Annotated in this window: 25 protein-coding genes; 12 read left to right on the forward strand and 13 right to left on the reverse strand. The window is 62.6% G+C overall.

The window, feature by feature from the left end; genetic code table 11:
• Positions 1 to 24: 24 nt before the first annotated feature.
• The 4 genes from panB to pcnB all read right to left on the reverse strand — a co-directional run bounded on the left by panB (position 25) and on the right by pcnB (position 3,505).
• On the reverse strand, positions 25 to 816 hold the full coding sequence (gene panB / locus HA052_RS21995; protein WP_166453599.1) for a 3-methyl-2-oxobutanoate hydroxymethyltransferase: 792 nt from the start codon (positions 814 to 816) through the stop codon (positions 25 to 27).
• Positions 817 to 1,008: 192 nt separating this feature from the next.
• Positions 1,009 to 1,644, reverse strand: a complete 636-nt coding sequence (locus tag HA052_RS22000) for a deoxynucleoside kinase (protein WP_166453600.1) — start codon at positions 1,642 to 1,644, stop codon at positions 1,009 to 1,011.
• Between the two features lie 13 nt (positions 1,645 to 1,657).
• Positions 1,658 to 2,146 carry a 2-amino-4-hydroxy-6-hydroxymethyldihydropteridine diphosphokinase gene (gene folK / locus HA052_RS22005; RefSeq protein WP_166453601.1) on the reverse strand — a complete coding sequence of 163 codons (489 nt, stop codon included), beginning with the start codon at positions 2,144 to 2,146 and terminating at the stop codon, positions 1,658 to 1,660.
• The gene (gene pcnB / locus HA052_RS22010; RefSeq protein ID WP_166453602.1) at positions 2,147 to 3,505 is read right to left on the reverse strand and encodes a polynucleotide adenylyltransferase PcnB; all 1,359 of its coding nucleotides are present in this window, start codon (positions 3,503 to 3,505) and stop codon (positions 2,147 to 2,149) included. It lies immediately after the preceding gene.
• Between the two features lie 205 nt (positions 3,506 to 3,710).
• Between pcnB and HA052_RS22015 the strand changes: the two genes are divergently transcribed.
• From HA052_RS22015 to HA052_RS22035, 5 genes are all read left to right on the forward strand, one after another.
• Positions 3,711 to 4,469 carry a hypothetical protein gene (locus HA052_RS22015; RefSeq protein WP_166453603.1) on the forward strand — a complete coding sequence of 253 codons (759 nt, stop codon included), beginning with the start codon at positions 3,711 to 3,713 and terminating at the stop codon, positions 4,467 to 4,469.
• 326 nt (positions 4,470 to 4,795) lie between these two features.
• Positions 4,796 to 5,095, forward strand: coding sequence for a hypothetical protein (locus HA052_RS22020; RefSeq protein ID WP_081545540.1), 300 nt, complete (start codon positions 4,796 to 4,798; stop codon positions 5,093 to 5,095).
• A gap of 149 nt (positions 5,096 to 5,244) precedes the next feature.
• Positions 5,245 to 6,651 carry an MATE family efflux transporter gene (locus HA052_RS22025; protein WP_166453604.1) on the forward strand — a complete coding sequence of 469 codons (1,407 nt, stop codon included), beginning with the start codon at positions 5,245 to 5,247 and terminating at the stop codon, positions 6,649 to 6,651.
• Positions 6,648 to 7,673: a UDP-N-acetylmuramate dehydrogenase gene (murB, locus tag HA052_RS22030; protein WP_166453605.1), complete on the forward strand. Its 1,026-nt coding sequence runs from the start codon at positions 6,648 to 6,650 to the stop codon at positions 7,671 to 7,673. Before HA052_RS22025 ends, murB begins: the two co-directional genes overlap by 4 nt.
• A gap of 45 nt (positions 7,674 to 7,718) precedes the next feature.
• Positions 7,719 to 8,333, forward strand: a complete 615-nt coding sequence (locus HA052_RS22035) for an HAD family hydrolase (RefSeq protein ID WP_166453606.1) — start codon at positions 7,719 to 7,721, stop codon at positions 8,331 to 8,333.
• A 2-nt stretch (positions 8,334 to 8,335) separates the two neighbouring features.
• Here HA052_RS22035 and HA052_RS22040 read toward each other — a convergent pair whose 3' ends face one another.
• Positions 8,336 to 8,716 (reverse strand): MAPEG family protein, encoded by a 381-nt coding sequence (locus HA052_RS22040; protein ID WP_166453607.1) that lies wholly within the window; start codon positions 8,714 to 8,716, stop codon positions 8,336 to 8,338.
• A 316-nt stretch (positions 8,717 to 9,032) separates the two neighbouring features.
• Positions 9,033 to 9,707 (reverse strand): energy-coupling factor ABC transporter permease, encoded by a 675-nt coding sequence (locus HA052_RS22045; RefSeq protein WP_166453608.1) that lies wholly within the window; start codon positions 9,705 to 9,707, stop codon positions 9,033 to 9,035.
• A gap of 100 nt (positions 9,708 to 9,807) precedes the next feature.
• Between HA052_RS22045 and nadC the strand changes: the two genes are divergently transcribed.
• Entirely contained in the window at positions 9,808 to 10,653 is an 846-nt protein-coding gene (gene nadC / locus HA052_RS22050; protein ID WP_166453609.1) for a carboxylating nicotinate-nucleotide diphosphorylase, read from the forward strand.
• A gap of 91 nt (positions 10,654 to 10,744) precedes the next feature.
• On the forward strand, positions 10,745 to 12,625 hold the full coding sequence (locus tag HA052_RS22055) for a sensor domain-containing diguanylate cyclase (RefSeq protein ID WP_166453610.1): 1,881 nt from the start codon (positions 10,745 to 10,747) through the stop codon (positions 12,623 to 12,625).
• Here the strand turns inward: HA052_RS22055 and HA052_RS22060 are convergent.
• The 3 genes from HA052_RS22060 to trxA all read right to left on the reverse strand — a co-directional run bounded on the left by HA052_RS22060 (position 12,603) and on the right by trxA (position 15,173).
• A complete protein-coding gene (locus HA052_RS22060) occupies positions 12,603 to 13,301 on the reverse strand; it encodes a CoA pyrophosphatase (RefSeq protein ID WP_240937482.1) in 699 nt (232 codons plus the stop codon). The genes HA052_RS22055 and HA052_RS22060 overlap by 23 nt on opposite strands.
• 165 nt (positions 13,302 to 13,466) lie before the next feature.
• Entirely contained in the window at positions 13,467 to 14,723 is a 1,257-nt protein-coding gene (gene rho / locus HA052_RS22065; protein ID WP_081545548.1) for a transcription termination factor Rho, read from the reverse strand.
• 123 nt (positions 14,724 to 14,846) lie between these two features.
• A complete protein-coding gene (trxA, locus tag HA052_RS22070) occupies positions 14,847 to 15,173 on the reverse strand; it encodes a thioredoxin TrxA (protein WP_081545549.1) in 327 nt (108 codons plus the stop codon).
• Between the two features lie 226 nt (positions 15,174 to 15,399).
• Here trxA and fabI point away from each other — a divergent pair, with 226 nt between their 5' ends.
• Positions 15,400 to 16,188 (forward strand): enoyl-ACP reductase FabI, encoded by a 789-nt coding sequence (gene fabI, locus HA052_RS22075; RefSeq protein WP_081545550.1) that lies wholly within the window; start codon positions 15,400 to 15,402, stop codon positions 16,186 to 16,188.
• Between the two features lie 260 nt (positions 16,189 to 16,448).
• Here the strand turns inward: fabI and HA052_RS22080 are convergent, their stop codons facing one another.
• The gene (locus HA052_RS22080; RefSeq protein WP_166453611.1) at positions 16,449 to 16,844 is read right to left on the reverse strand and encodes a nuclear transport factor 2 family protein; all 396 of its coding nucleotides are present in this window, start codon (positions 16,842 to 16,844) and stop codon (positions 16,449 to 16,451) included.
• Between the two features lie 288 nt (positions 16,845 to 17,132).
• Between HA052_RS22080 and HA052_RS22085 the strand changes: the two genes are divergently transcribed.
• Complete coding sequence (locus HA052_RS22085; RefSeq protein WP_166453612.1) at positions 17,133 to 17,888, forward strand: helix-turn-helix transcriptional regulator; 756 nt, start codon at positions 17,133 to 17,135, stop codon at positions 17,886 to 17,888.
• 124 nt (positions 17,889 to 18,012) lie between these two features.
• On the opposite strand, the gene HA052_RS22090 is transcribed toward HA052_RS22085, so the two are convergent.
• A complete protein-coding gene (locus HA052_RS22090; protein WP_166453613.1) occupies positions 18,013 to 19,416 on the reverse strand; it encodes an NAD(P)/FAD-dependent oxidoreductase in 1,404 nt (467 codons plus the stop codon).
• A 102-nt stretch (positions 19,417 to 19,518) separates the two neighbouring features.
• Between HA052_RS22090 and HA052_RS22095 the strand changes: the two genes are divergently transcribed.
• Both HA052_RS22095 and HA052_RS22100 read left to right on the forward strand, forming a co-directional pair.
• The gene (locus tag HA052_RS22095) at positions 19,519 to 20,085 is read left to right on the forward strand and encodes a GNAT family N-acetyltransferase (protein WP_166453614.1); all 567 of its coding nucleotides are present in this window, start codon (positions 19,519 to 19,521) and stop codon (positions 20,083 to 20,085) included.
• A gap of 152 nt (positions 20,086 to 20,237) precedes the next feature.
• Entirely contained in the window at positions 20,238 to 21,827 is a 1,590-nt protein-coding gene (locus HA052_RS22100; RefSeq protein WP_166453615.1) for a hypothetical protein, read from the forward strand.
• Between the two features lie 33 nt (positions 21,828 to 21,860).
• Here the strand turns inward: HA052_RS22100 and HA052_RS22105 are convergent, their stop codons facing one another.
• The gene (locus HA052_RS22105; protein WP_166453616.1) at positions 21,861 to 22,160 is read right to left on the reverse strand and encodes a putative quinol monooxygenase; all 300 of its coding nucleotides are present in this window, start codon (positions 22,158 to 22,160) and stop codon (positions 21,861 to 21,863) included.
• Positions 22,161 to 22,874: 714 nt separating this feature from the next.
• Here HA052_RS22105 and HA052_RS22110 point away from each other — a divergent pair.
• Complete coding sequence (locus HA052_RS22110) at positions 22,875 to 23,225, forward strand: hypothetical protein (protein ID WP_166453617.1); 351 nt, start codon at positions 22,875 to 22,877, stop codon at positions 23,223 to 23,225.
• A 115-nt stretch (positions 23,226 to 23,340) separates the two neighbouring features.
• Here HA052_RS22110 and HA052_RS22115 read toward each other — a convergent pair whose 3' ends face one another.
• Positions 23,341 to 23,889 (reverse strand): GNAT family N-acetyltransferase, encoded by a 549-nt coding sequence (locus HA052_RS22115; protein WP_166453618.1) that lies wholly within the window; start codon positions 23,887 to 23,889, stop codon positions 23,341 to 23,343.
• Positions 23,890 to 23,891: the final 2 nt, after the last annotated feature.

Below are 23,891 nucleotides of genomic sequence, written 5' to 3' on the forward strand. Positions count from 1 at the left end.
GTTTGATGTCCTGGGCAGAGCCGATCAGAAAGTATGTTCCGCCGCCGGGAAGGACTTGTCCTTCACCGCCTGCACATAGGCCTGCACCGCGCCTTGGATACTGCCGGCTTCAGCCATGAAGTCCTTGACGAAACGCGCCTTTTTGCCCGGGTACACGCCCAGCATGTCGTGCAGCACCAGCACCTGGCCGGACACGTCGACGCCGGCGCCAATGCCTATGGTGGGGACGGAAACCGACTCGGTGATCTCGCGCGCCAGTTCCGCCGGCACGCACTCCATCAGCACCAGGCTGGCGCCCGCGGCGGCATGCGCCTTGGCGTCGTCGACGATGCGGCGCGCGTCTGCCTCGCTCTTGCCCTGCACTCGATAGCCGCCGAAGGTGTTGACGAACTGCGGCGTCAGGCCGATGTGGGCGCACACCGGTACGCCGCGCTCCACCAGGAAGCGGGTGGTGTCGGCCATATAGGCGCCGCCTTCCAGCTTCACCATGTGCGCGCCGGCCTGGATGATCCGGGCGGCATGGGCAAACGCCTGTTGCGGGCTTTCCTGATAAGCGCCGAAAGTCATGTCGCCCAGCACCATAGCCTGCTTGGCGCCGCGCGCCACGCAACGCACGTGGTAGAGCATTTCCTCTTCGGCCACCGGCAGCGTGGAATCTATGCCCTGCACCACCATGCCCAACGAATCCCCCACCAGCAGAATTTCCACCCCGGCTTGCTCCAGCAAGGCGGCGAAGCTGGCGTCGTAACAGGTCAGCATGGCGATCTTCTGCCCTTCCTGCGCCATTTTCTGCAGGGTGTTGACGGTAATTTTCATGCCCGTTCTTCCTCGTTCAGTCGTCCATATCAACCGGCGGGGCGCTTAAAACCTGTTTACGATCTGCAGGGCATCAGCGATACGGCGTTGAAAACGGTTACGCACCCCTTGTACATTCCGTTTTCTCAGCCGCAAGGCCTTGTCTCGCTCTAGCTCGCTAGATCGGAAAACAGGCTCTGAACGCGCGGCGGCTCAGACGCTCTTGTTGAAATAGTTGCGCTGGCCTCGCGCTTCGCTGATGCAGCGGATCAGCAGTTCGAAGTCTTCGTCCCCGTCTACCAGATTCAGGTGATCGGTATTGACGATCAGCAGCGGCGCGGCCTCGTACTGATGGAAAAATTCGCTGTAGGCTTGATGCACGCGCTTCAGATAGCCTTCGGGGAAATTGACTTCGTACTCCGCCGCCCGCGCGGCCACCCGGCTCAGCAGGTTTTCCTCGGAAGCCTGCAAATAGATCACCAGATCCGGCACAGGATGTTCCGGCATCGCCAGCGACGCCAGGCGCTTGTACAGCGCCAGCTCGGCTTCGTCCAGATTGATCTTGGCGAACAGCGCGTCCTTCTCGAACAGGAAGTCCGACACCAGCGGGCTGGCCAGCAGTTCGCCGTTCAGCATGCTCTTGGCCATATCGGCGCGTTGCAGCATGAAGGACAGCTGGGTGGACAGGCCGTGAGCCGGCAGGTTGCGGTAGAAGCGCGGCAGGAAAGGATTGGCGGCGGGATCTTCCGCCAGCAGGCGCACGCCCCAGTATTCCGACAGTCGGCGCGCCAGAGAGGATTTGCCCGCGCCGATCGGCCCTTCGACCACGACATAACGCAATTGACTCATCGCTCGCTTCCTCTTAGCTAGTTGTTTCGAGACGCTCCACGCCTTGATCCGCGAGTCCGGCGGCCAATTCGCCGGCCGTGCCCAGCGCCGGCAGCGCCAGACCGGGGGCGATCTCCGCCAGCGGGATCATGACGAAGCCGCGCAAATGCATGCGTGGATGCGGCAGGGTCAGGTCTTCGTCGCTCTGGGCGACGCCGCTGTAATACAGCAGATCCAGATCCAACACCCGCGGCGCGTTGCGGAAGGTGCGCACCCGGCCGAACTCGGCCTCTATCGCCAGCAAGCTGCGCAATAATTCGCGCGGCGCCAACGCGGTGTTCACTTCCGCAACGGCGTTGATGAAATCCGGTTGATCGGCAAAGCCCACCGGCGCGGTGCGGTACAGGGCGGATTGCCGCGTCAGCTCGGTGTCGGGCAAGGCGGCGATCGCGGCCAGCGCGGCGCGGATTTGCGCCGCCGGCTGTTCAAGGTTGCTGCCCAGCGCGATGAAAGCCTGCGCCACTTAGGCCTCTCCGCCCGATTCGCCCGCGGCTTTGCGGCGGTTGGCGGGACGGCGGCGGCGGCGTTTCTTGGCCGGGTCCGGCTCGCCGCTGGCCTTGGCGATTTCCAGCAGCTGCTCGCGTTCTTCCTCGTCCGCGCGCTGGAAGTCGTTCCACCAGCCCACCAACTTCATATCCACCTCGCCGGCTTCGCCGCGCAGCGCGAAGAAATCGTAAGCGGCGCGGAAACGCGGCTGCTCCAGGAAGCGATAAGCGCGCTGACCGCTGCGGCTGTCGAAACGCGACTGCAGCATCCAGATTTCGCGCATGGTCACGCTGAAACGGCGCGGGATGGCAAAGTCGTTGTCCTGCTCGGACTCCACGTCGGCAATCGCTTGCGCCAGCGCGTACACCGCGCGGTCGCCGGCGTTCACACGCTTCTGCCAGCGCTGGTGCACCTGCTTCCACAGCAGGGTGGCCAGCAGGAAACCCACCGACACGGGCTTGTCGGCGCGGATGCGCTGATCGGTGCTTTCCAGGCCCAACTTCAAGAACAAATCGTCGCCCTTGTCGTCCAGCACCGCGTCCAGCAGCGGGAACACGCCGCGCGCCATGCCTTCTTCGCGCAGCTTCTTCAGGCAGCCGTAGGCTTGGCCGGACATCAGCAGCTTGAGCATTTCATCGAACAGGCGCGCCGGCGGCTCCTTCTTCAGCAGATGAGCGTGGGTGCGGATGGGCTTGCGGGTGGCGTCGTCGATCTCGAAGCCCAGCTTGGCCGCCAGACGCACCGCGCGCAGCATGCGCACCGGGTCTTCCTGATAACGGCGGGCCGGCTGGCCTATCATCACCAGCTTGCGGGCGCGCAAGTCCTTGACGCCGTGGTGATAGTCGATGACGGTTTCGTCGGACGGATCGTAGAACAGCGCGTTCACGGTGAAGTCGCGACGGTGAGCGTCCTCTTCCTGGCTGCCAAAGCTGTTGTCGGCCATGATGCGGCCGGTTTCATTGGTGTCGTCCACGGAGCCGCCGCGGAAGGTAGTCACCTCGATGGTTTCCTGCCCCATCATCACATGGACGATGCGGAAACGCCGGCCGATGATGCGGGAACGGCGGAACACCCGGTGCACTTCCTCCGGCGTCGCGTTGGTGGCGACGTCGAAATCCTTCGGCGACACGCCCAACATCAAGTCGCGCACGGCTCCGCCCACCACATAGGCGGAAAAACCGGCCTCCTGCAGTCGGGTGGTGACTTTCAGCGCAGCGGAGCTGAGCTGGTCTCGGCGGATGCCGTGTTGCGGCAGAGGAATCACGCGCGCCTTGGTGCGGCGCTTGCCCATGCCGGCGGGCAGGTCCAGTACTTTACGGATAAACTTGCGGATCATTATTGAGAAAGATAGTCGACTTGGAATGCCAGGATTCGCAAGACTAGTAGGTAGTCAAGCCGGCGATTATATCCCTATTCTTTGCAGAAAATACAATTCGCCGCCATATACCGCCCCATAGCCGCCTCCACGGCCGCCAATTGCCCCCTATCGACGATAGGCATACAATCGCTGCCGATTCGCCGACTCCGACAAGACCCCTCCCGTGCGCCCTACTCTCAGCTTCCATCTTCAGACCATTCCCAACGTGCCCGCCATCCGCCAGCTCTATGAGCTGGACGGCGAGATCGGGGAGGCCGACGTCGCCGATTTCGTGCTGCAGCGCTGCCGCGCCCAAAGCGGCACCGACTTCATCCCCTTCCATTTGCACCGCGTGATCGCCATCGCCGGCGTACTGCAGCAGGATGGACACACCCGCCTCGTCCAACGGCTCGCCGTCGATGCCGGCGACGAAGCCGCGATGCTGACGGACTGGCTAACCCTGCTGCGCGACAGCCGGGCGCAGTTGATCAGTTGGGACGGCTCTCGGCTGGAACTGCCGGTGTTGCTCCATCGCGCGCTGGCGCTGGGCTTGCAACTGCCGGAACAGCTCCGCGCCGGCCGGACGCCGGACGCGCATTGCGCGCTGAGCGAGATCCTGAGCGGCGGCCATGCCGAACTGGCCACTCCCTTGGGCGAGCTGGCTCGTCTGTGCGGCCTGCCCGGAGAAGCCGAACTCAACGGTCCTCGACGCTGGGAACTGTACCGAGCCGGCAACGCCGGCGCGCTCGCCGAACACAATGCGCGCCAGGCCGCCAGCTGCCATCTGCTGTGGCTGCGCCAGCAATGGGTGGAGGGCGCGCTGGCCCCGGCCACCCATCAAGCCTGTAGACAAAGCTTGCGCGCCGCCGTCGCCGCGCAACCGGAACCGCACTGGCGCGGCTGGCTGGCCGACTGGCGCGAGGACGCCCCGCAAGGGGATTGACAGCCAAAAGCCAAAGGCATAGGCTGACGTTCATGCGCCGATTTGACACAGCTTGCGGGCGCTTAACAAATGCCAGCTAAAGCGTCAAACCGGTCAACCCGCTTGCGCTCTTAGTCGTAGGCGGGTTTTGTTTTACCCGTACAGGCAGTTAAGCAAACCAATCGCTTCGGATCGATGCATGAGCCGCGCCCCGTTTCTGTTTCGGGCATGCGCGGCAGGCGCCGAGTTAAAGACAACTTGCAGGGCGCCCAAAAATCCTGCTAAAGCGTCGCCGGCGAAACCCAGAACCGGCGCGCCAACCGCGACCGAACCAACTGGAGACCGCCATGTACGACTGCCTGCAAGATAGCTATACCGATTTCTCTTTTGCCAATTTCGACGCCGTGGGAAGACCTCGCCCCCTTTGCGGCAGCCTGAGCGCCTCTCCGCTCACGCCGGCCGACGCCCCCGCCCTGCAACAGCTGGCGGATTTCGCCCATGAACTGGGCTACGAACTGGAACGCAACGGCGAACAGCTGACCGTGCGGGACATTTCGCTGGTGGACGCGCTCAGCATCAACGCCCGCTTTGGCGGCGAACTGCTGATCAGCTGCGATCTGCGCCGCGACCCTCCCGCGCGCTTCTGATCTGACACCACCGCCCGCTCCCGCTCCGCCGGGAGCGCTCCGCGCGTCCGTCTCGCTCCTTGCCGCCCCATTGTCATGGCGCGACAAAGACAAGCCCGCCCCGCAGCCGGTATAATGGCCAGTTCTCCGAGCCATCCCGCCCTACTCCCATGCTGTTTGAAATCAATCGCGCCCCGTGCGGGGCCGTGCTGCTGGAAGCCCGTCAAATCAGCCGGCTGGCCTTGCCGATGATGATCGCTCAGATCGCGCAGGTGGCCACCGCCTTCGTCGACACCGTGATGGCGGGCCGCGTCAGCACCGACGATCTGGCCGCCGTCTCCCTGGGCGCCAGCGTTTTCATCACCTTCTACGTCACGCTGATGGGCATCGTCACCGCGCTCAATCCCATCCTGGCTCACCAGCTGGGCGCCGGCGAGCACGACAAATTCAAGGACACCGCGCGCCAGGGCCTGTGGTTCGGCCTGCTGATCGGCCTCTTGGGCGCGGCGATGATGGTGGCGCTGGAGCCGGCGCTGCGGTTGTGGCTGCACCTGCCGCCGGAAGTGATCGACAAGGTGATGCTGTTCATCACCGGCGCCGCGGTGGGCATGCCGGCGGCGATGACCCACCGCGCGCTGCACGCCTACGCGTCCAGCCTGGGCCGCCCCAAGGCCATCATGGTGGTCAGCCTGCTGGCGCTGGCGCTGAACGTTCCGCTCAACTACATCCTGATCCACGGCCTGTTCGGCCTGCCCAAGCTGGGCGGCGCCGGCTGCGGCTGGGCCACCGGCATCGTGTTCTGGTTCAATTGTCTGGCCCTGCTCGCCTATGTCAGCTGGCACCGCAATTTCCGCCAGTTCCGGCTGCTGGAACGCCTGCGCGGCCCGGACTGGCGCATGTACCGCGGCTTCCTCAAGCTGGGCGTGCCCATCGGCCTGTCCTTCTTCGTGGAAGTCAGCCTGTTCTCCTTCATCGCACTGCTGATTGCCGAACTGGGCACCGTGGTGGTCGCCACCCACCAATCCGTGCTCAATTTTTCCAGCATCATCTACATGCTGCCGCAGAGCGTGGCCACCGCGATGTCCGTGCGCGTCGGCCATCATGTCGGTGCCGGCGACTACCGCGCCGCCCGCTTCAGTTCCGGAGTAGGCCTGCTGCTGGGTCTGAGCATGGCCTTCTGCGCGATGCTCGTGGTGCTGCTGTTCCGAGAACCCATCATGCGCATGTACACGCCGGACCCGCGCGTGATCGCGATGGGCTCCACCCTCTTGCTGTTCGCCGCTGTCTACCAGCTAACCGACGCCGCCCAAACCATCGCCTCCGGCGCCTTGCGCGGCTACAAGCTGACCACGGTGCCGATGGTCATTCACATCCTGTCGTTCTGGTGCGTAGGCCTGGGCCTGGGCATCACCCTGGGCCTGACCGACTGGCTGACCAAGAAGCCCATGGGCGTGTTCGGCTTCTGGACCGCGCTGGTGATCAGCCTGAGCGTGGCCGCGCTGTTCCTGACCCGCTACCTGGCGGGCGAAAGCCGCCGCCGCCTGCATCGACAACTTCAAACGGAACCGGCGCCATGAGCCTGAGCTACAGCCACCATCATCCGCTCAAATCGCTGAACACCTTCGGCATGGACGCGCGCGCGCGCGACTTCTGCCTACTGGACGCGCTCTCCGATCTGCCGGCGCTGCTGGACAGCCCGGCCTACCGCGCCGGCCCGGTGCTGTGGCTGGGCGGCGGCAGCAATCTGCTGTTCACCCGCGACTATGCCGGCCTGGTGGTCAAACTGGAGCTGCGCGGCATCCGCCTGCTGGAAGAAAGCGGCGACGACGTGATCGTCGAAGCGGCCGCCGGCGAAAACTGGCACGGCTTCGTGCTCCACACCCTGAGCCAGGGCTGGTACGGACTGGAAAATCTGAGCCTGATCCCCGGCACCGTCGGCGCCAGCCCAATTCAAAACATCGGCGCCTACGGCGTCGAGGCCAAGGACTACATTCATCAAGTGGTCTGCGCCGACCTTGATCACGGCGGCGCCGAACTGACGCTGGACAAGACCGACTGCCGCTTCGGCTATCGCGACAGCGTGTTCAAACACGAGGCCGCCGGCCGCCTGCTGGTCACCGCGGTGCGCTTCCGCCTGTCGCGCGCGCCGCGGCTGCGCACCGGCTACGGCGACATCCAGCAAGAACTGGACGCCGCCGGCATTGCCGCGCCCACGCCGCAAGACGTCAGCGACGCGGTGATCCGCATCCGCTCGAGCAAACTGCCCAATCCGGCCGAGCTGGGCAACGCCGGCAGCTTCTTCAAAAACCCGGTGCTGCCGGCGGAACAGGCGCAGGCGCTGCTGGCGCGCCATCCAGCGATGCCGCACTACCCCGCAGCCGACGGCAAGGTCAAGCTGGCCGCCGGCTGGCTGATCGACCAATGCGGGCTGAAAGGCCATCGCGACGGCGACGCCGGCGTGCACGCGCGCCAGGCCCTGGTGCTGGTCAATCACGGCGCCGCCAGCGGCGAACAGATGCGCGCGCTGGCCGACAAGGTGCGCGCCGAGGTCCGACAGCGCTTTGGCGTGGAGCTGGAGCCGGAACCCATCATTCTCTAAAACAGCTGGCGCGAAACCCTCGCGCTCTCGACAAAAGGCGAAACGATGAATTCAAGCGTAGATGTGCTGGTATTCGATCTGGGCGGGGTATTGGTGGACTGGAACGGCATCGATCCGCTAGTGCGGCTTTCTAAGGGCAAGCTGAACCCGGAACAAGCCCGGCGCTTCTGGATGGAAACGCCGTGGATCGCCAAGCTGGACACCGGCGCCTGCACGCCGGAAGCGTTTAGCGCCGCGATGGCGGAACACCTGGGACTGGACATCGACGCGGCGGAAATGACCGCGCAACTGGACAGCTGGCTGCGCGGCGCCTTCCCCGGCGCGGCGGAAATGCTGGCCCAGCTTGGCCGCCATCGCCTGGCCGTGCTCAGCAACAACAACGCGCTGCACTGGGACAAAATCGAACGCGAATTTGATCTGCTGCACCATTTCGACCGGCTATTCGCCTCCCATCTGATCGGCCTGCGCAAGCCGGACGACGAGGTATACCGTCATGTACAGCAGGAACTGGACGTGGCCCCGCAACGCATCGCCTTTTTCGACGACAACATAGAATGCGTGGACGCCGCCCGCCGCGCCGGCTGGCAAGCTTTTCACACCAAAGGCTTGGACCAGGTGCAGGCCGCGCTGCGCGCCAACGGCTGGCTGAACGCCGTCTAGCGCTAGAACAGGCCACCGGCCTTGCAGAAGATCGCCACCACCGTCAGCAGGCCAATCAGCCAGGACAGCGAGCGCAGGCTGGCCTGGTCGGCCAGATACAACAAGCCGTGCGCCACCCGCGCCGCGATGAACACCGCGGCGGCGGCGTCCAGAAACGCCGACGGCGCATGCATACCCCACCCCACCAGCACCGCGGCGGCGAAGGTCGGGAACGCCTCCCAGGCGTTCTGCTGCGCCCAATTGGCTCGCTGTCGGTAACCGCTGACTTGGGCCATCGCCTCTCGCGGCTTGTGGTTGTCCACCCGCGAACCAGCCTTGGCCACCCCGGCCCAGATCAATGGCAGCAAAGCCGCCAGCAAGATGCTCCATAACGCAAACGGCATAACATTCTCCTATGTTGATCCAGCATCTAAGAACCTGTTCATAGCCTGCTGCACTTCAGCGATACGGCGTTGAAAGCGGCTTCAAAATGCTCATGTACCGTGTGTACACTCCGCTTTTTCAGCCGTTTTTGCCTTGTCTCGCCCTAGCTCGCGAGACTTTGAACAGGCTCTAACAGAGGCTGCTTACGATATTGCGAGCCAAGCGAGACAAGGCGTTGCGCTTGAAGAAGCAGAATGCGCAGTTGGTTCATCAGCACTCTGAAACCGTACTCGCCGTATCGCCGCTCGCGACGCGCAGCGGATGGTAAACCCCTTCTCACGGCGCGCGGCGTCTATGTCCCAGATAGCGCCCGTCGTCGAAGGTGGCCACCCATTCCGGCCGGTAAACCACCAACACCGCCGCCAGCAAACCAGTGGTGAAGGCCTCCGACCATGACAATAAAAAATAGAACGGAAGCGTCTCCTCCAGCAACTGGTCCCAGGGATAGGCGCCGGCCAGCCCCAAGGCCAACAGCCCGGACAAACCGGCTGTGAACATGCCGGCCCCGCCGGCGAGGAAGCCGTTGACGAAGACGTAAACGAACAGATTGCTGGGCAAGGCGCGCTGACTCAAGCGCAGCGCCGCGGCGGACAGCGCCACCGGCGGCACAATCATGCTCAGATAATTCAGGCCCAGCGCCTGCGGATCGGCCTGTCCGCTCAAAGCCAGCGCCAGCAAGGGCAGCGCCAGCGCCAGCAAAGCCAGCCACGGCCCCATCAGCAGGGTGAACAAGCCGGCGCCCAGCAAATGGAAGGACAAGCCCGGCGCCACGCCGCCGCGCAACAGCCACAGGGCCAGCGCCAACACGCAGGCACCCATCCAGGCGTTGCAGGCTGGCAAGGGCAAAGCGCGCCAGGCCACCCGCCGCGCCGCCAGCGCCAACAAAGATAAAGCCGCGCCATTGCTCAGCCAAAGCGCGACGTCGGGAAAAAACGATGCGGGCAAATCCATGACCTACCTATCGGCTTGATTATCCATTTCGAATGATACCAGAGCATGCGCACCAACCCGTCTCCATTGGGTACAATGACGTTTTCTTGGAGAGCCCCGCATGCCCGCTTTGCCCGCCCCTCACCTGATCGCCCAGCACGTCGCCGCCGCCCTGGCCGAAGACATCGGCCGTTGCGACTGGACCGCCCTGCTGATTCCCGAACACAGCGCTGGCGCGGCGCGCGTGATTGCGCGCGAGGCGGCTACGCTGTGCGGCCAGGCCTGGTTCGACGAGTGCTTCCGTCAGGTCGACCCCCGTTGCCGAGTGGAATGGCTGGCCGCAGAAGGCGAGCAAGTCGCCGCCGGCGCCGTGCTGTGCAACATCGCCGGCCCGGCGCGCGCGCTGCTAAGCGCGGAACGCTCCGCGCTCAACTTCCTGCAGACCCTGTCCGCGGTCGCCAGCGAAACCCGCCGCTACGTCGACGCCGTGGCAGGCACCCGCGCCCGGATACTGGACACGCGCAAGACCATGCCCGGACTACGGCTGGCGCAAAAATACGCGGTAACGGCGGGCGGCGGCGACAATCAGCGCGTCGGCCTGTTCGACGGCATCCTGATCAAGGAGAACCACATCATGGCCGCCGGCGGCATCGCCTCCGCGCTGCGGGCCGCGCAACAGCTGGCCCCAGCCGACGTCAGCCTGCAGATCGAGGTGGAAACGCTGGAACAACTGGAGGAAGCGCTGCGCCACGGCGCCAAGCTGGCGCTGCTGGACAATATGTCGCTGGAGCAAATGCGCGAGGCAGTGCGCTTGACCGCCGGCCGCGCGCTGTTGGAGGCGTCCGGCGGGGTGGACTTCGACACTGTGCGCGCGATAGCGGAAACCGGGGTCGACCGCATTTCCGTGGGCAAGCTGACCAAGGACATCCGCGCCGTCGATCTCTCGATGCGCTTCACCGCGACCTGACGCTCCCCAGGCCCGCCCGCTGGCGGTGGGCCCCTGTCATACTTCGTCGCCTAGCGCTATAACTGGTTCATAACCCCCAATAACGAGCGTCATGGACTTCAACCTCCGAAAACGGAACAAGCGCCCGGCACGCTATGCGATCTGGGGTTCCATCCTCTTCCTGCTTGCCACTCTGACCTTGGTGGCCCTGGAACTGCTCAACACCTACCACCAGGAAGAGGAAAACGCGCTGCGACAGGCCAACGGCCTCAGTCAACTGCTGGCCGAGCGGCTGGCAGCCGGCGTCAGCGAAGCCGGGTTGATCCTGCAAAACACAAGTCAACTGCCACAAGTCCAAACCCTGCTGCACACCGGAAAAAGCAGCGAGGACGGACAACAAAAACTGTATCAACAGCTGCAACAGCAACTGCAGCTGGCGCCCTATCTGAGCCGGATCGAAATCATAGACAGCGCCTGCCAAGCCATCTTCACCAGCCGTCAGGCCACCATCGTGCGACAGCCTCACAATGAATTCTGCCGCTGGCTGCATCGAAACGAAGACCCGGAAAACAATTACACCGCCGCCCAACACAACCCCGAGCAACACGGCATCGTCCTGGCCAGCAAGCTGCGCGACGACAGCGGAAATGTCATAGGCATGGCCGCCGGCGTCATCGCCAACAATTTTTTCCAGGACGAAGTCTCACGCGTCACTGTGGGCGAACACGGGGAAATTCTGGTGCTGGACCAACGCCAGCTGATGGTGGCGCGCTGGCCCAAACCGCCCAAGGGGCTGGAACGGCAGTTCCGGCCGCTACAGCCGGCCAAACTGCTCAGCCGCGACGGCAACCAGGCGCAATTCAGCGCGCCGTCCAATATCGATGGCGTCACCCGCCTATACAGCCAAAGCCAGACGGGTCGCTACCCGTTTCAAGTGGCAGTGGGCATCGCCCGCAAGGATTTCACCCGATCGGTGCAGGAAAAGGCGATGCTGGCGCTGCTGGGCTGGCTGTTCATCGCCGGCATGACGCTGCTGGCCTTGCGCAATTATCTATCCAACCTGCGTCAGCACACCTTGCTGAGCCGTAGTACGGACCTGATCCGGCAAAGCGAGGAAGAAGCCAAGCTGATCCTGGACACCGCGCCGCTGGCGCTGCTCTTGGTCAACCCCAAAACACGCCGCATCCAGCGCGCCAACGCGCTGGCGCGAGCCATGCTGCAGTTGCCGCCGCGCGCGCCGGGGACCAAGGAAGATTCGGACATTCTCAACCTGCCTTTTCGACTGCAGCCGCTGGAACAGTGGCTGGAAGCCGGCCAGGAAATCGAGAATCAGGAAATAGAGCTAGAACTGGAGGACCACAGCCGGCTCTGGGTCATTGTCTCCCTGCGGCCCTTGGGCGAGCGCACCCCTCCGTCCACGCTGGTGGCGCTCTACGACATCTCCAGCCGCAAACAGCTAGAGGAGCAATTACAGGAAAGCAACCAGCAGCTAAGCGAAATGGCGGCCACCGATCCGCTGACCCATCTATACAATCGGCGCTACGCCGACATGATGCTGAAAGACGAAATCAGCCGCTGCGAACGCTACGGCCAATCAATGACCATAGCGGTATTCGACATTGACCACTTCAAGCAATTCAACGACCGTCATGGCCATCAGGCCGGCGACAACGTACTGGTGGCCGTAGCCAACGCGCTGACCGACACCACGCGCAACACCGATATCAGCGCGCGGGTGGGCGGCGAAGAGTTTCTAGTGATTTTCCCCTGCACCCGGCTGCGCGACGCGCAAAAAGTAATGGAACGAGTGCAAGTGGTGTTGAGTCAGACACGCTTCCCGTTGGTGGACCAGAGCGTGACCTTCAGCGGCGGCCTGACCGACTGGCGGCCTCACGACACGCCGGAACTGATGCTGACGCGCGCCGACCGCCTGCTTTACGAAGCCAAGGTCGCCGGCCGCAACATTCTCTTCAATGATCTGGACATGACCTGAACGGCGGCCGATCCTGCCCCGCCACGCCCAAGGCGTCGGACAACAGCCACAGCATCGCCGCGGTGGCTCCCCAGATGCGGTGGCTCTGCCAGTCCAGCGATAGATAAGCCCGCAGCTGGCCGTCGTCCCCCTGATGGCTGTGGCGCTCATAGGCCCCGGTATCCATCAAAAGCGGCAGCGGCGCTTCGAACACCTCGGCCACCTCGCCCGGCTCCGGGCTGAGCTCGAACGGCGGCAACACCAACCCCACCACCGGCGTCACCACAAAGCCGGTAATCGTCACATAGTCCGGCAAACGCCCCAGTAGCCGGACATGGCTCTCCGCCAGCCCGGTCTCCTCCCGCGTTTCACGCAGGGCGGCGCGCTCGGCGGAACCGTCGTCCCGCTCCAGCTTGCCGCCTGGAAAGCTGACCTGGCCGGCATGCGCCGGCAGGTTTTCCGCGCGCCGGGTCAACAACACCGTCGGCCCCTCGCTATGCCACACCAGCGGCACCAGCACCGCCGCCGGCCGCAGCCCGCCATCGGCCGGCCGGAAACTGAAATCGCCCACCCTGCCGGTAAAGTCATAAGCCGAAAGCCGACCGGCAATCCAGTCGGCCGCTTCTCCCGCCTCCATCGACCACATATTATTGTCCCCTGCCGTCATCCACTCGCCGGGCCAACGCTCCGGCGACATCCTTGCTCCATCTTAGGCCAAATCATGGCCTCTCTGTCGGCGCCGCCATCGCTATTAACAAAAAACCCGCGCGCCAACCGCCTAAGCGGCGCCGGCGAACGCGGGCAAAAAAAATGCCAGGCGGCGAGCCTGGCACATTGCTGAGCATTTCTGCTTGAAACACTCTTAGCGGCGCATCGAGTCGAAGAACTGCTGGTTCGACTTGGTGGCCTTGATCTTGTCCTGCAGGAATTCCATCGCTTCCAGATCGTCCATCGGATAGAGCAGCTTGCGCAGCACCCAGATCCGCTGCAACTGATCCTGCGGAATCAGCAGTTCTTCGCGACGAGTGCCGGAACGGTTGATGTTCAGCGCCGGGAAAATGCGCTTCTCCGCCATGCGACGCTCCAGATGGATTTCGCTGTTGCCGGTACCCTTGAATTCTTCGTAGATCACATCGTCCATGCGGCTGCCGGTATCGATCAGCGCCGTGGCGATGATGGTCAGGCTGCCGCCCTCTTCCACGTTGCGCGCGGCGCCGAAGAAGCGCTTGGGACGCTGCAGCGCGTTGGCGTCCACGCCACCGGTCAGCACCTTGCCCGAAGCCGGCACCACGGTGTTGTAGGCGCGCGCCAGACGGGTAATGGAGTCCAGCAGAATCACCACGTCCTTCTTGTGCTCAACCAGGCGTTTGGCCTTCTCGATCACCATCTCGGCCACTTGCACGTGGCGGGTGGCAGGCTCGTCGAAGGTGGACGACACCACCTCGCCCTTGACCGAGCGTTGCATCTCGGTCACTTCTTCCGGACGCTCGTCGATCAAGAGCACGATCAGCACCGCGTCCGGATGATTGGCGGTGATGGCGTGGGCAATGTGCTGCAGCATCACGGTCTTGCCGGACTTGGGCGGCGCCACCAGCAGGCCGCGCTGGCCCCTGCCAATCGGTGCGATCAGGTCGATGATGCGGCCGGTAATGTTTTCCTCGGCGCGGATGTCGCGCTCCAGCTTGAATTGTTCAGTCGGGAACAGCGGCGTCAGGTTCTCGAACAGAATCTTGTGCTTGGAGTTCTCAGGCGCCTCGCCATTGACCTTGTCCACCTTGACCAGCGCGAAATAGCGTTCGCCATCTTTCGGGGTGCGGATCTCGCCTTCGATCGAATCGCCGGTGTGCAGGTTGAAGCGACGAATCTGCGACGGGCTGACATAGATGTCGTCCGGGCCGGCCAGATAGGAGGTGTCTGGGCTGCGCAGGAAACCGAAACCGTCCGGCAGCACTTCCAGGGTACCTTCGCCGAAAATACTCTCGCCTTTTTTGGCCTGGTTTTTCAGCAAGGCGAAGATCAAGTCCTGCTTGCGCAGTCGATTGGCCCCGTCGATCTCGTTGGAAATGGCCATTTCAACGAGTTCGGAAACATGAAGATGTTTTAGATCAGATAAGTGCATAGCAGCCGTAGGTCGACTCGGTAACGATTTAGCGGAACGCTGAATTCGGAGGGTGGCGTAAAAATGGAACGGGCAACGCGTCAATCGCTACCCGTTTTGAGATTTTGCTGGAGAATAGACGCTTTACAGTTGGCTGTCAATGAAGGCGGTCAACTGGCTCTTGGCCAGCGCGCCCACCTTGGTGGCGGCAACCTGACCGTCTTTGAAAATCATCAGCGTCGGGATGCCGCGAATGCCGAATTTCGGCGGCGTCAGTTCGTTTTGGTCAATGTTCAGCTTGGCCACTTTCAGGCGGCCTTCGTATTCCTTGGCCACTTCGTCCAGGATGGGAGCGATCATCTTGCACGGACCACACCACTCGGCCCAGTAATCGACCAGTACCGGCAGGTCGGCTTTCAGAACATCGGTATCGAAACTGTCATCGCTTACGTGGTGGATGAGATCGCTCATGGTTTCCTCGCTAAATATTTTGGTGGTGCATCTACTGCAATTGATGTGTGATGGTAGCAAGCGCGGAGTGCCGGAGCAACCGGAAATCCGGAGCGCGCGACCGGGCCCGCCCTTCGCTCTTTCCTTATATACCACCTGGAACCACTTGACCTGGCCGACAATGCCGCTGCTGAAACGCCCAGGCTTCGGTATAATGCGCAGCTGTTTATTCCGAGAAGGACTCCAAATGGGCTTTCTGCAAGGCAAAAAGATTCTGATTACCGGTATGATCTCCAACCGCTCCATCGCTTACGGCATTGCCCAGGCCTGTCATCGCGAAGGCGCGGAACTGGCGTTCACCTATGTGGTGGACAAACTGGAAGACCGCGTGCGCGAAATGGCCGCGGATTTCGGCTCCAAGCTGGTTTTCCGCTGCGACGTGCAGAACGACGAAGAAATCAATAAATTGTTCGCCGATCTCGGCAAGGAATGGGACGGCCTGGATGGCCTGGTGCACGCCATCGCCTTCGCCCCGCGCGAATCGCTGGAAGGCGACTTTTTGGATACGCTGAGCCGCGAAGCTTTCCAGACCGCGCACGATGTGTCCGCCTATAGTTTCCCGGCGCTGGCCAAGGCCGCGCGCCCGATGATGCAAGGCCGCAACGCCGCGCTGCTGACCCTGTCCTACCTGGGCGCGGTGCGAGCCATTCCGAATTACAACGTGATGGGCCTGGCCAAAGCCAGCCTGGAAGCCTCGGTGCGCTTCATGGCCGCCAGCCTGGGCAAGGACGGCATCCGCGTCAACGGCATTTCCGCAGGCCCGATCAAGACCCTGGCCGCCGCCGGCATTTCCGGCTTCTCCAAACTGCTGGCCATGGCCGCCGGACAGTCCTGTCTGCGCCGCAACGTCACCACCGAGGAAGTGGGCAATACTGCCGCCTTCCTGTTGTCCAATCTGTCCTCCGGCATTACCGGCGAAATCACTTATGTCGACGCCGGCTTCAGCATCAACTCGCTGAACGTTCCGGAAGCCTGATTCAATCGCCGCCATATCGAAATGGACCCGTCGGGTCCATTTTTTTTATCCTTGCCGATAAACCGCTGCGCCGTCATTCCCTCCAAGATTCATCTCATTGGAAATAGATAAGCGGAGTGCCATTGCATTCAAAACAATACGGCCGAGATTCAAGGAACGCGCACACCTGAATTAAAAGTCATGCGGCCAAGCAACATTGAATATCGATAACCGCCGCTCCGAAAGTGACCGGGCTGCCATATACCCGGCCAAATCCGTCGTCAGTAACGAGAACCCAGATCCCGATCCTCGGCCGCCCCGCCCAGCATATGGCTTAGTTCGTCGCAGGAGCGCACCACGCCGTCGCGCACATGGAACTCGGCGATGACCAGCATCCGCACCTGACCGCCGTCCCGCTTGTCCGCGGTAACCAAATGGCGGGTGAACAGCCGCTCTCCCTGCTCTGCCCAACTCAGGATTTCAAGGCCGACCCGGCTGCACTCCTGCTTCAGATGGCGCAGGTGTTTGACGAAATCCGCGTAATCCAGCTTGCGGCCGTCCGCCTGTTGGCGGTAGTCCGGGTGCACTAGTCGCGCCAAGCGGCTTTCGTCCAGTTCCGGACACAGCAATGCGCATTCAAATAATTCTCTCACCACAGAGATGGCGGTGTTTTGCATGATTTTGCTCCTTAAGCCTGTTTACGGTCTGCCGCGCTGCGTGAGACATCGCACGGTGAATACCCCTTCGAAATGCTCATGCACCACCGGTACACTCCGCTTTCTCAGCCGCAATGCTTTGTCTCGCTCATGTTCGCGAGATCGTGAGCACGCTCTTTAAGTGGGGACATGATGTCGACAAAGGGCGGCGCGACCCATGCCTCGCCGCCACAATGGCCAGTATCACGCCCTGCTGCGGCGGCGCGTTATCGCTACAATGCCAATAAATAGCTCAAACAGGCCAAAATTATGCTGCTCGCCGCCAACCGCATCCTTCACGACACCGCCGACCCCGACGCCTGGCACAGCCATGACAGCGGCCAGCTGAGCTTGCTGCGCCACGGCGTGCTGAGCATCGCCACCGACGGCGGCCGGTTCTGGCTGCCGCCCGGCCACTTGGTCTGGATTCCTCCCGGCGTGCGCCACGCCTCGCACCGCCACGGCCTGATAGACGGCATCAGCCTGCGCTTTGCCGCGACGGTCTGCGTCCGGCTTCCTGCCTGCGCGCAAGCCATAGCCTGCGATGCGCTGCCCCCTGCCATCATGCGGCGCGCGCTGGACTTCGCCGTTCCGCCCCTCCCCAGGGAACAGCGGCTGCTGGAGGTCTTGCTGGACGAATTGGAGCAATGTCCGCCCTTGAGTCTGAGCCTCCCGCTGCCGCAAGACCGGCGCGCGCGCCGAGTCGCCGACGCCTTGACGGAAGCGCCCGATGACCCGCGCTCGCGCGACGACTGGGCGCAATGGGCCGGCCTCAGCGGGCGCAGCCTGAGCCGCCTGTTTCCGGAACAAACCGGGCTCAGCTTCCAAGCCTGGCGCCGCCGGCTGCGGCTATTGAAGTCGCTGGAATATCTGTCGGCCGGCCAAAAAGTCGGCGTCGCGGCCTGGCGCTGCGGCTACGACAGCCCCAGCGCCTTCATCGCCGCCTTCCGCCAGGCCTTCGGCCAGACGCCAACCCAGTTGCTGGGCGGGTACGCGGACGCCTTCAGCGATAACAATGGTTCTTGAACCGACTGAACAGCCCGGACAACGCATCGATCAACAACACCCCCAACGGAGAACGCCTGACGGCAGACCCAGACAACGGGCAGTGCGTCGCAACATGAGCGGCGGCCATATCGCATTCCCGCCCTCAAGCCAGCAAGGACTCCATCGCCGCGGCCAACTTGCCCGCGCTCCGCTTGACCCATGCCGGCGCGGCGCCTCCGACGCACAAGCTCTCCTCCAGCGCGTAGGCGCTGCGCACCAGATGATAGCCCAGCCAGGGAACCGGCTCCGGGGCCCAGCGGCGCACCTGCTCCAAACCCCCTTCCGACATGACCCAGGGCATGGAGGTCAAATCGCCGTCCCGCTCCAGGATCAATTCCGCCAGCGTGCGCCCCATCAAATTGGCAGCCCCCACGCCCTCGCCGCCGTAGCCGCCGGCCATGGCGATGCCGGCCCGCCGGTCGTAAAGCGCATAGGGCGTGAAAGCGCGCGCCACGCCCAAGGTGCCGCCCCAGCGGTATTCAACCTCCGCAGCGCCCAGCGCCGGGAACAACTGGCGCAGCAGACGCTCGCGCCAAGCGAACTCAGCGCTGCCCGGATCGAAATCCCATTGCTCGCGGCCGCCCAGCCGGTAACCTCCGCGCGCGCCGAACACCAGGCGGCCGTCCGCGCTGCGCTGCCCGTAAGTCACCATCCGGCTCAAATCGCCGAAAGCCTGCCGATCCGTCAGGCCTATCTCGTCCCATTGAGCTGGCGACAACGGCTCGGTGGCCAACAGCAGGCTCTGCACCGGCAGCAGACAACGCCCCAAGCGCGAAAACTGCCCGGCCGCGCCTTCCAGCGCCGGCACGATGACGTCGGCGCGCAACTCGCAGCCGTCCAGTCCCGCCACGCCGGGAACGAGCCGGCGCACCGGGCTGCGCTCATGAATCCGCCCCCCCAGCCGCGCCACGGCCCGTGCAAGTCCTTGCGCCAGCCTGGCCGGCTGGATCACCGCGCAATGCGGCGAAAACACCCCGCCGCGCACATCGCGCGCACCTAGCTGCTCTTGCGCCTCTTTGCGGTCCAGCCATCGAAAGTCGGCTTCGCCGTGCCCCGCCCGCCGCAACTCGCGCAGCCAACTCCGTCCCATGGCCTCCTGCTCCGGGTAGCGCGCCGCCGCGTACAACACCCCGCCATGGGCAAAGTCGCAATCGATGCGCTCCCGCGCCAATATCTCGGCCACTTCGTCGACGATGCCGAACAGCCGCCGCCGCGCTTGTTCGCGCAGCTCGCCGTCCAGGCTGAGCAAATGGGCATCCTGATTGGCCAACCCTCCGATCAGCCAGCCTCCGTTGCGCCCGGACGCGCCGTAGCCGCAAGTTTCGGCCTCCAGCACCGCCACATCCAGCTCCGGCGCCATCCGCTTGAGGTAGTAAGCCGTCCAAAGGCCGGTATAGCCGCCGCCGATCACCGCCACATCGCAGCGCGCCGATTGCGTCAGCGGCGGCCAATACGGCTCGGCTGGGCTTTGATCCAGCCATAAACAGGCTTGAGACCGTGAGGACATGTGCTCTCCTTGTTGCGGCCAACCGACTCAGGCTCGGCCGCGCCGCCAACGCTGTTATCATGAAGGTCGACCATACCCGTCCATTGCGAGGAGAGCCAGCCGATGGAGATTTTGATCTTTCCCGAAGCGGAAGTGCCCGCCGAACTGCGCATGCAAGTGCTGGAGCTGCAAAATCTGGCCTGGCCCGGCGAGCCGCCGACCAGCCCCGAGCCTATTCACGATCCGGCGCTCGCCCCGCTGTCGCTGTTGCTGGTGGAGAGCCGCCGGGTACTGTCGGCGCTGGACATCCTCAGCAAGCGGCTAAGCCACGCGGGAGAAGACTTCCAGGCCAGCGGCATCAGCTGCATGGTCACCCAGCCCGAGGATCGCAGCCGCGGCTTGGGGCGATTGCTGGCCGCCTCCGCGCGCGAAACCATGCAAGCCAACGGCGCCGATCTCGGCATCTTCACTTGCGACCGGCCCCTGCGGCGCTTTTACCAACGTTGCGGCTGGAGCGAACTGCCTGGCGCCGTATTGATCGGCGGCACGCCGGCCTCGCCGTTTCCCAGCAGCCAATTCGACAAAGCGACGATGGCCAGCTTTTTCAGCGACAAGGCCAAGCGAATGGCCGCGCGCTTCGAGCATTGCGAGATTGCGCTTCATCCGGGGGACATCGACAGGCTTTGGTGAGCCGCGAGACGCCGCCGGGCCGAAGCAAACGACGATCCGGCGCGATCAAAACATCAATGAGGAGCGGTAGAATCATTCCTTCCGCGGCAACCCCAGCCTCAGGCCCCGCCGGAGCCCTGCTCGGCCCAATCCGCAAGCGACCCAACCCCACCATGATCGAAACGCCCGACATCATCGAAATCGAGTTATCCGCGCCCTACCGAGTCCAGGGCGAGGCCGCTCGCGGCCAGTCCGTTTGGCTGCTGGCCCGGCTCTGGCATGCCCACCATTTCGGCGACGGCTCGGTGTCCGCCGCCGCCTTGCGGCTCGGCTTCCCTGGACAAAACAATATCCGCATGCTGATCTCGCGCGCTTTCGCCGATTTCGCGCGCTGGGGCGTGCAAGCGGGCTGGGGAGCCGCGCACAGCCAGCCCATCTCCACCCTGCCCTTGAACGGGCGCAGCCGCGGTCCGTTCTGGCTGGCGGCCGGTATGGCGTCGCGGCTGCGCTTCCGCGCCGACGGCGCCGAGGTGGAACGGGATTGGCTGGAACACTTTCTTGGCCTGCGCCGGGAGAGGCCGGAAAGCTCGGCCGGCGACCTGTCCTACCTGATGCGCGATATGCGCTTCTGGCAACAGATGGCGCAAGCGATCCGCGATGAATACGACGGTTTCGGGCGTCGTCCCAGCCGTCAGGTAGCGGAATCCTTCCACGTTGCGCGCCAATTCGCCGGCGACGATTTTCAACAGGCGCTGGCTTTGATGAAGGAAAGCCTGGCCTGGCGCCGCAGCGCCCAGTTGGACGGCAGCCGCAGCGCACTGAAGCGACTGGACCGCGTGCTGGACGCCGGCAGCGTCCACCACGCCCACCCGACTTTCGCCGCGATGGCCTGCATCGTCAGGGCCTGGGAACGCTATACCCACGGCGACGCCGAAGCGGCCCAGACCATGCTGGAGCATCTGCAAACCTCGCCGGAGCTGCAACCGGTATTCCGCTACAACCCGCGGGTACGTTTCGAATGCCTGAATCTGATGGCGCTGTTGCACAAGCACGCCGCCACCAGCGGCGCGGGCATAGCGCGTCAGCAAAACGAGGCCGGAGCGGCCCTGCAAGCGCTGAGCGGCGCGCTGGAGGCGGCTTACGAGGCGGATTCGATCGACGCCGCCCAACATGTGGCCGCCAATATCGGTTGGTGCTTGTGGCTGTTCTGGCAGCAAGGTTTGATCGACCCGGAACGAGAACAGCAGGTGGGCGCGGTGCAACTGCAAGCCATGCGCTGGCTCGGGCTGTCCGAATGGATTTGCGACCGTTTCGGCTACGGCAGTGGCTCCGCCTGGAACCTGATTTTCATCCTGCGCATCGCGCGCGGCAACTGCCCGCCGCCGCGCTCGCGCAGCCTGGCCGCCTTCCGTGCACAACAACCGCTGGCGCTGGAAACCGCCATCGCTGCCTTGCACCCCCTGCACGCTTCGCTGTCCCCGGCCAAGGGCTTCAGCCGCTGGTCCTCGGCGGCAGTCCTGGCGCTGGACGAGCAACTAGCCGGCAACGCCGCCTTCCCGCCCTTGCAACAAGCCAATCTATTGCTGGAAGCCGCCTGGTTCCTGCTGCATGAACAGGGCGCCGGACGGGAAGCCGCCGACGCGCTCTCCCGCCTCCAAGCCTTACTGCCCTCCTTGCGCCGCGGCGAACGCAGCTTTTTCAACGGCGAGTTGCAACGGCTGCCCATAGAAGCGCCGCTGGCCGAGCTCCGCCCAAAAAAATAGCCGGCAAAGCCGGCTGAGGACGAGTATGCCCGGCTAGGCCGGGTTCAACACATGCACGGACAGTCCGGCCACCGCGCCCTCGGTCGCGGCGATGAAGGCCCGCAGCGCCGGTGCATCCAGATGCAGGTCCAACGCAGCCTTGCTTGCCCATTTCTCCATGACCACCAAGCTGTCCGCCCCAAACGACTGCGGAGAATCCGCATGGTCCAGAGCCGGGCCGTATTCAATGCAGCCCTCTTCCTCGCGTACCAGGGGCACGATCGCATTCAGCTCGCTCAAAATCGCGGCGCGCTGTCCCGGCTTGGCGGTAATCACGGCAACTACATGCAACATAGCAATCCTCACATAAAGTCGGCGACACGCCGCCGCGCGCATCCGCGGCGGCCACAGGAATACGGCAGGCGCCGAAACAAATGGTTCGCCGCCGTCTATCGGGCAATAAAAATCGCCCGCCGAATTCGACTCATTGAAGGGGATGGAATTAGAAGGATTTCTAATATTTGGAGGGGAAAATAAAAAAAGCTCTGCAAATGCAGAGCTTTAAATATTTGATACTTTTGGAATTCTTTGGTCGGGGCGAGAAGATTCGAACTTCCGACCCCCTGCACCCCATGTAGGTGAGTGCAGCAAAACCAAAGATAAACCCTTAAAAAAACAAGTAGTTACAAAATCGCCGCTTGCCGCTACAAGCCAGATTTTGGCGTTACTTGGCATTACACAGAATCACAGTTCCTGCAAAACTCCCACACAATTTTCACCCCCCCCGAGCCTACCGAAAAATAACAATGCGTCCATCCTGCGCCGCCGGGGACGGCTCAACAATAGCGGCCTGCCTCAATGACACATCTGCTTGGCGAACTTTGGGCTGCACCGGCTGCACCATTGTCATTTTTTTTCAGCTTTCGATATGATAGAAGGCAAGGCTTATCGCCTCAAGAAGCACCCTTAAATCGTGCACGCTTCGCCAAGCCCTCTGGAAGACAGCCTATTGACAGAGCAAACACAAGGAGGCGCACAGGTGAACACCCATAGCCAGAAAGAACACCAATGAAAGTCAGCTACCTTACTCTACTCATCCTCCAGATCAACAGCGCCATCGACTCAGGAAAGCACGACTCCATCACCATTGACGATATTCACAAAGCAATCGAGAAACGATCTTTACTGAGGTATTTGAATTCTCAATGCAGCTCAGAAATGGACCTCAGCCTGCACTTAAGAGACGATTCAGATGCTTTTGAGAACTTTTACGAGGAAGCCATTTATAACATTTATGGCGGATATGCTGGCAGAGAAAGCAAAAAATGGGGAATAAGGAATAAAGGATTATGCCTTACCCTTGCCTGGACAAATGAAATTATCCAGCAGATCGCTGGAGATACGGCCCTGAAAAATTAACCACGCAGGCAAATTATTCTTGTCAACAAAAAGCCCGCCTTCATCGACGGGCTTCTCTTAACCTTGCACCAAGCTCAGGCCAGAAGCTCAGACAGCCCAACCACAAATCAGCCCATCATGGAGCTACATACAAGTCTTTAAACATTGGGATTGTTTGACGCCGTCTTTGGTGTCTTCTCTGCCTATCTTCATGCTCACACCTCATGAAGCCATTACTAGCATAGAAGTTTAGAACATGATCTTCAGGCAATGAATCAAGAGTAAGAAGGCGCACAGCTGACATACCCTTCGCAACAAACACCATACCCTCAATATACTTCATCAGTTCACGGCCAAGACCAGTTCTTTGATATGCTTGAGCCACGGCAAACTTTGTCAGTTTGACCGCAGGGAAGTTGTTCGTGACAGGCAAAAAGGGTAAACCCAACTCCCCTGTCTCGCCTCCTGTCAGCCGAACAACATCATTGGACAGAGAGAAAAATGCAGCCGGACTGGCCATATCTCCCTCAACCCACACTACTGTCGTAGTAGTAATACCATGCTCCGCATAGTCTCTCGCTTCTTGTTTGAGAAACTGATCTAACGGCTCATTTCCACAAGAGAACCTCTCTAATTGAACATCCTCAGTTCCAATTACAGGCACGAACACAAAATCAAACGACATAA

This window comes from Chromobacterium fluminis, from assembly GCF_011602385.1.
GTDB classification, from domain to species: domain Bacteria; phylum Pseudomonadota; class Gammaproteobacteria; order Burkholderiales; family Chromobacteriaceae; genus Chromobacterium; species Chromobacterium fluminis.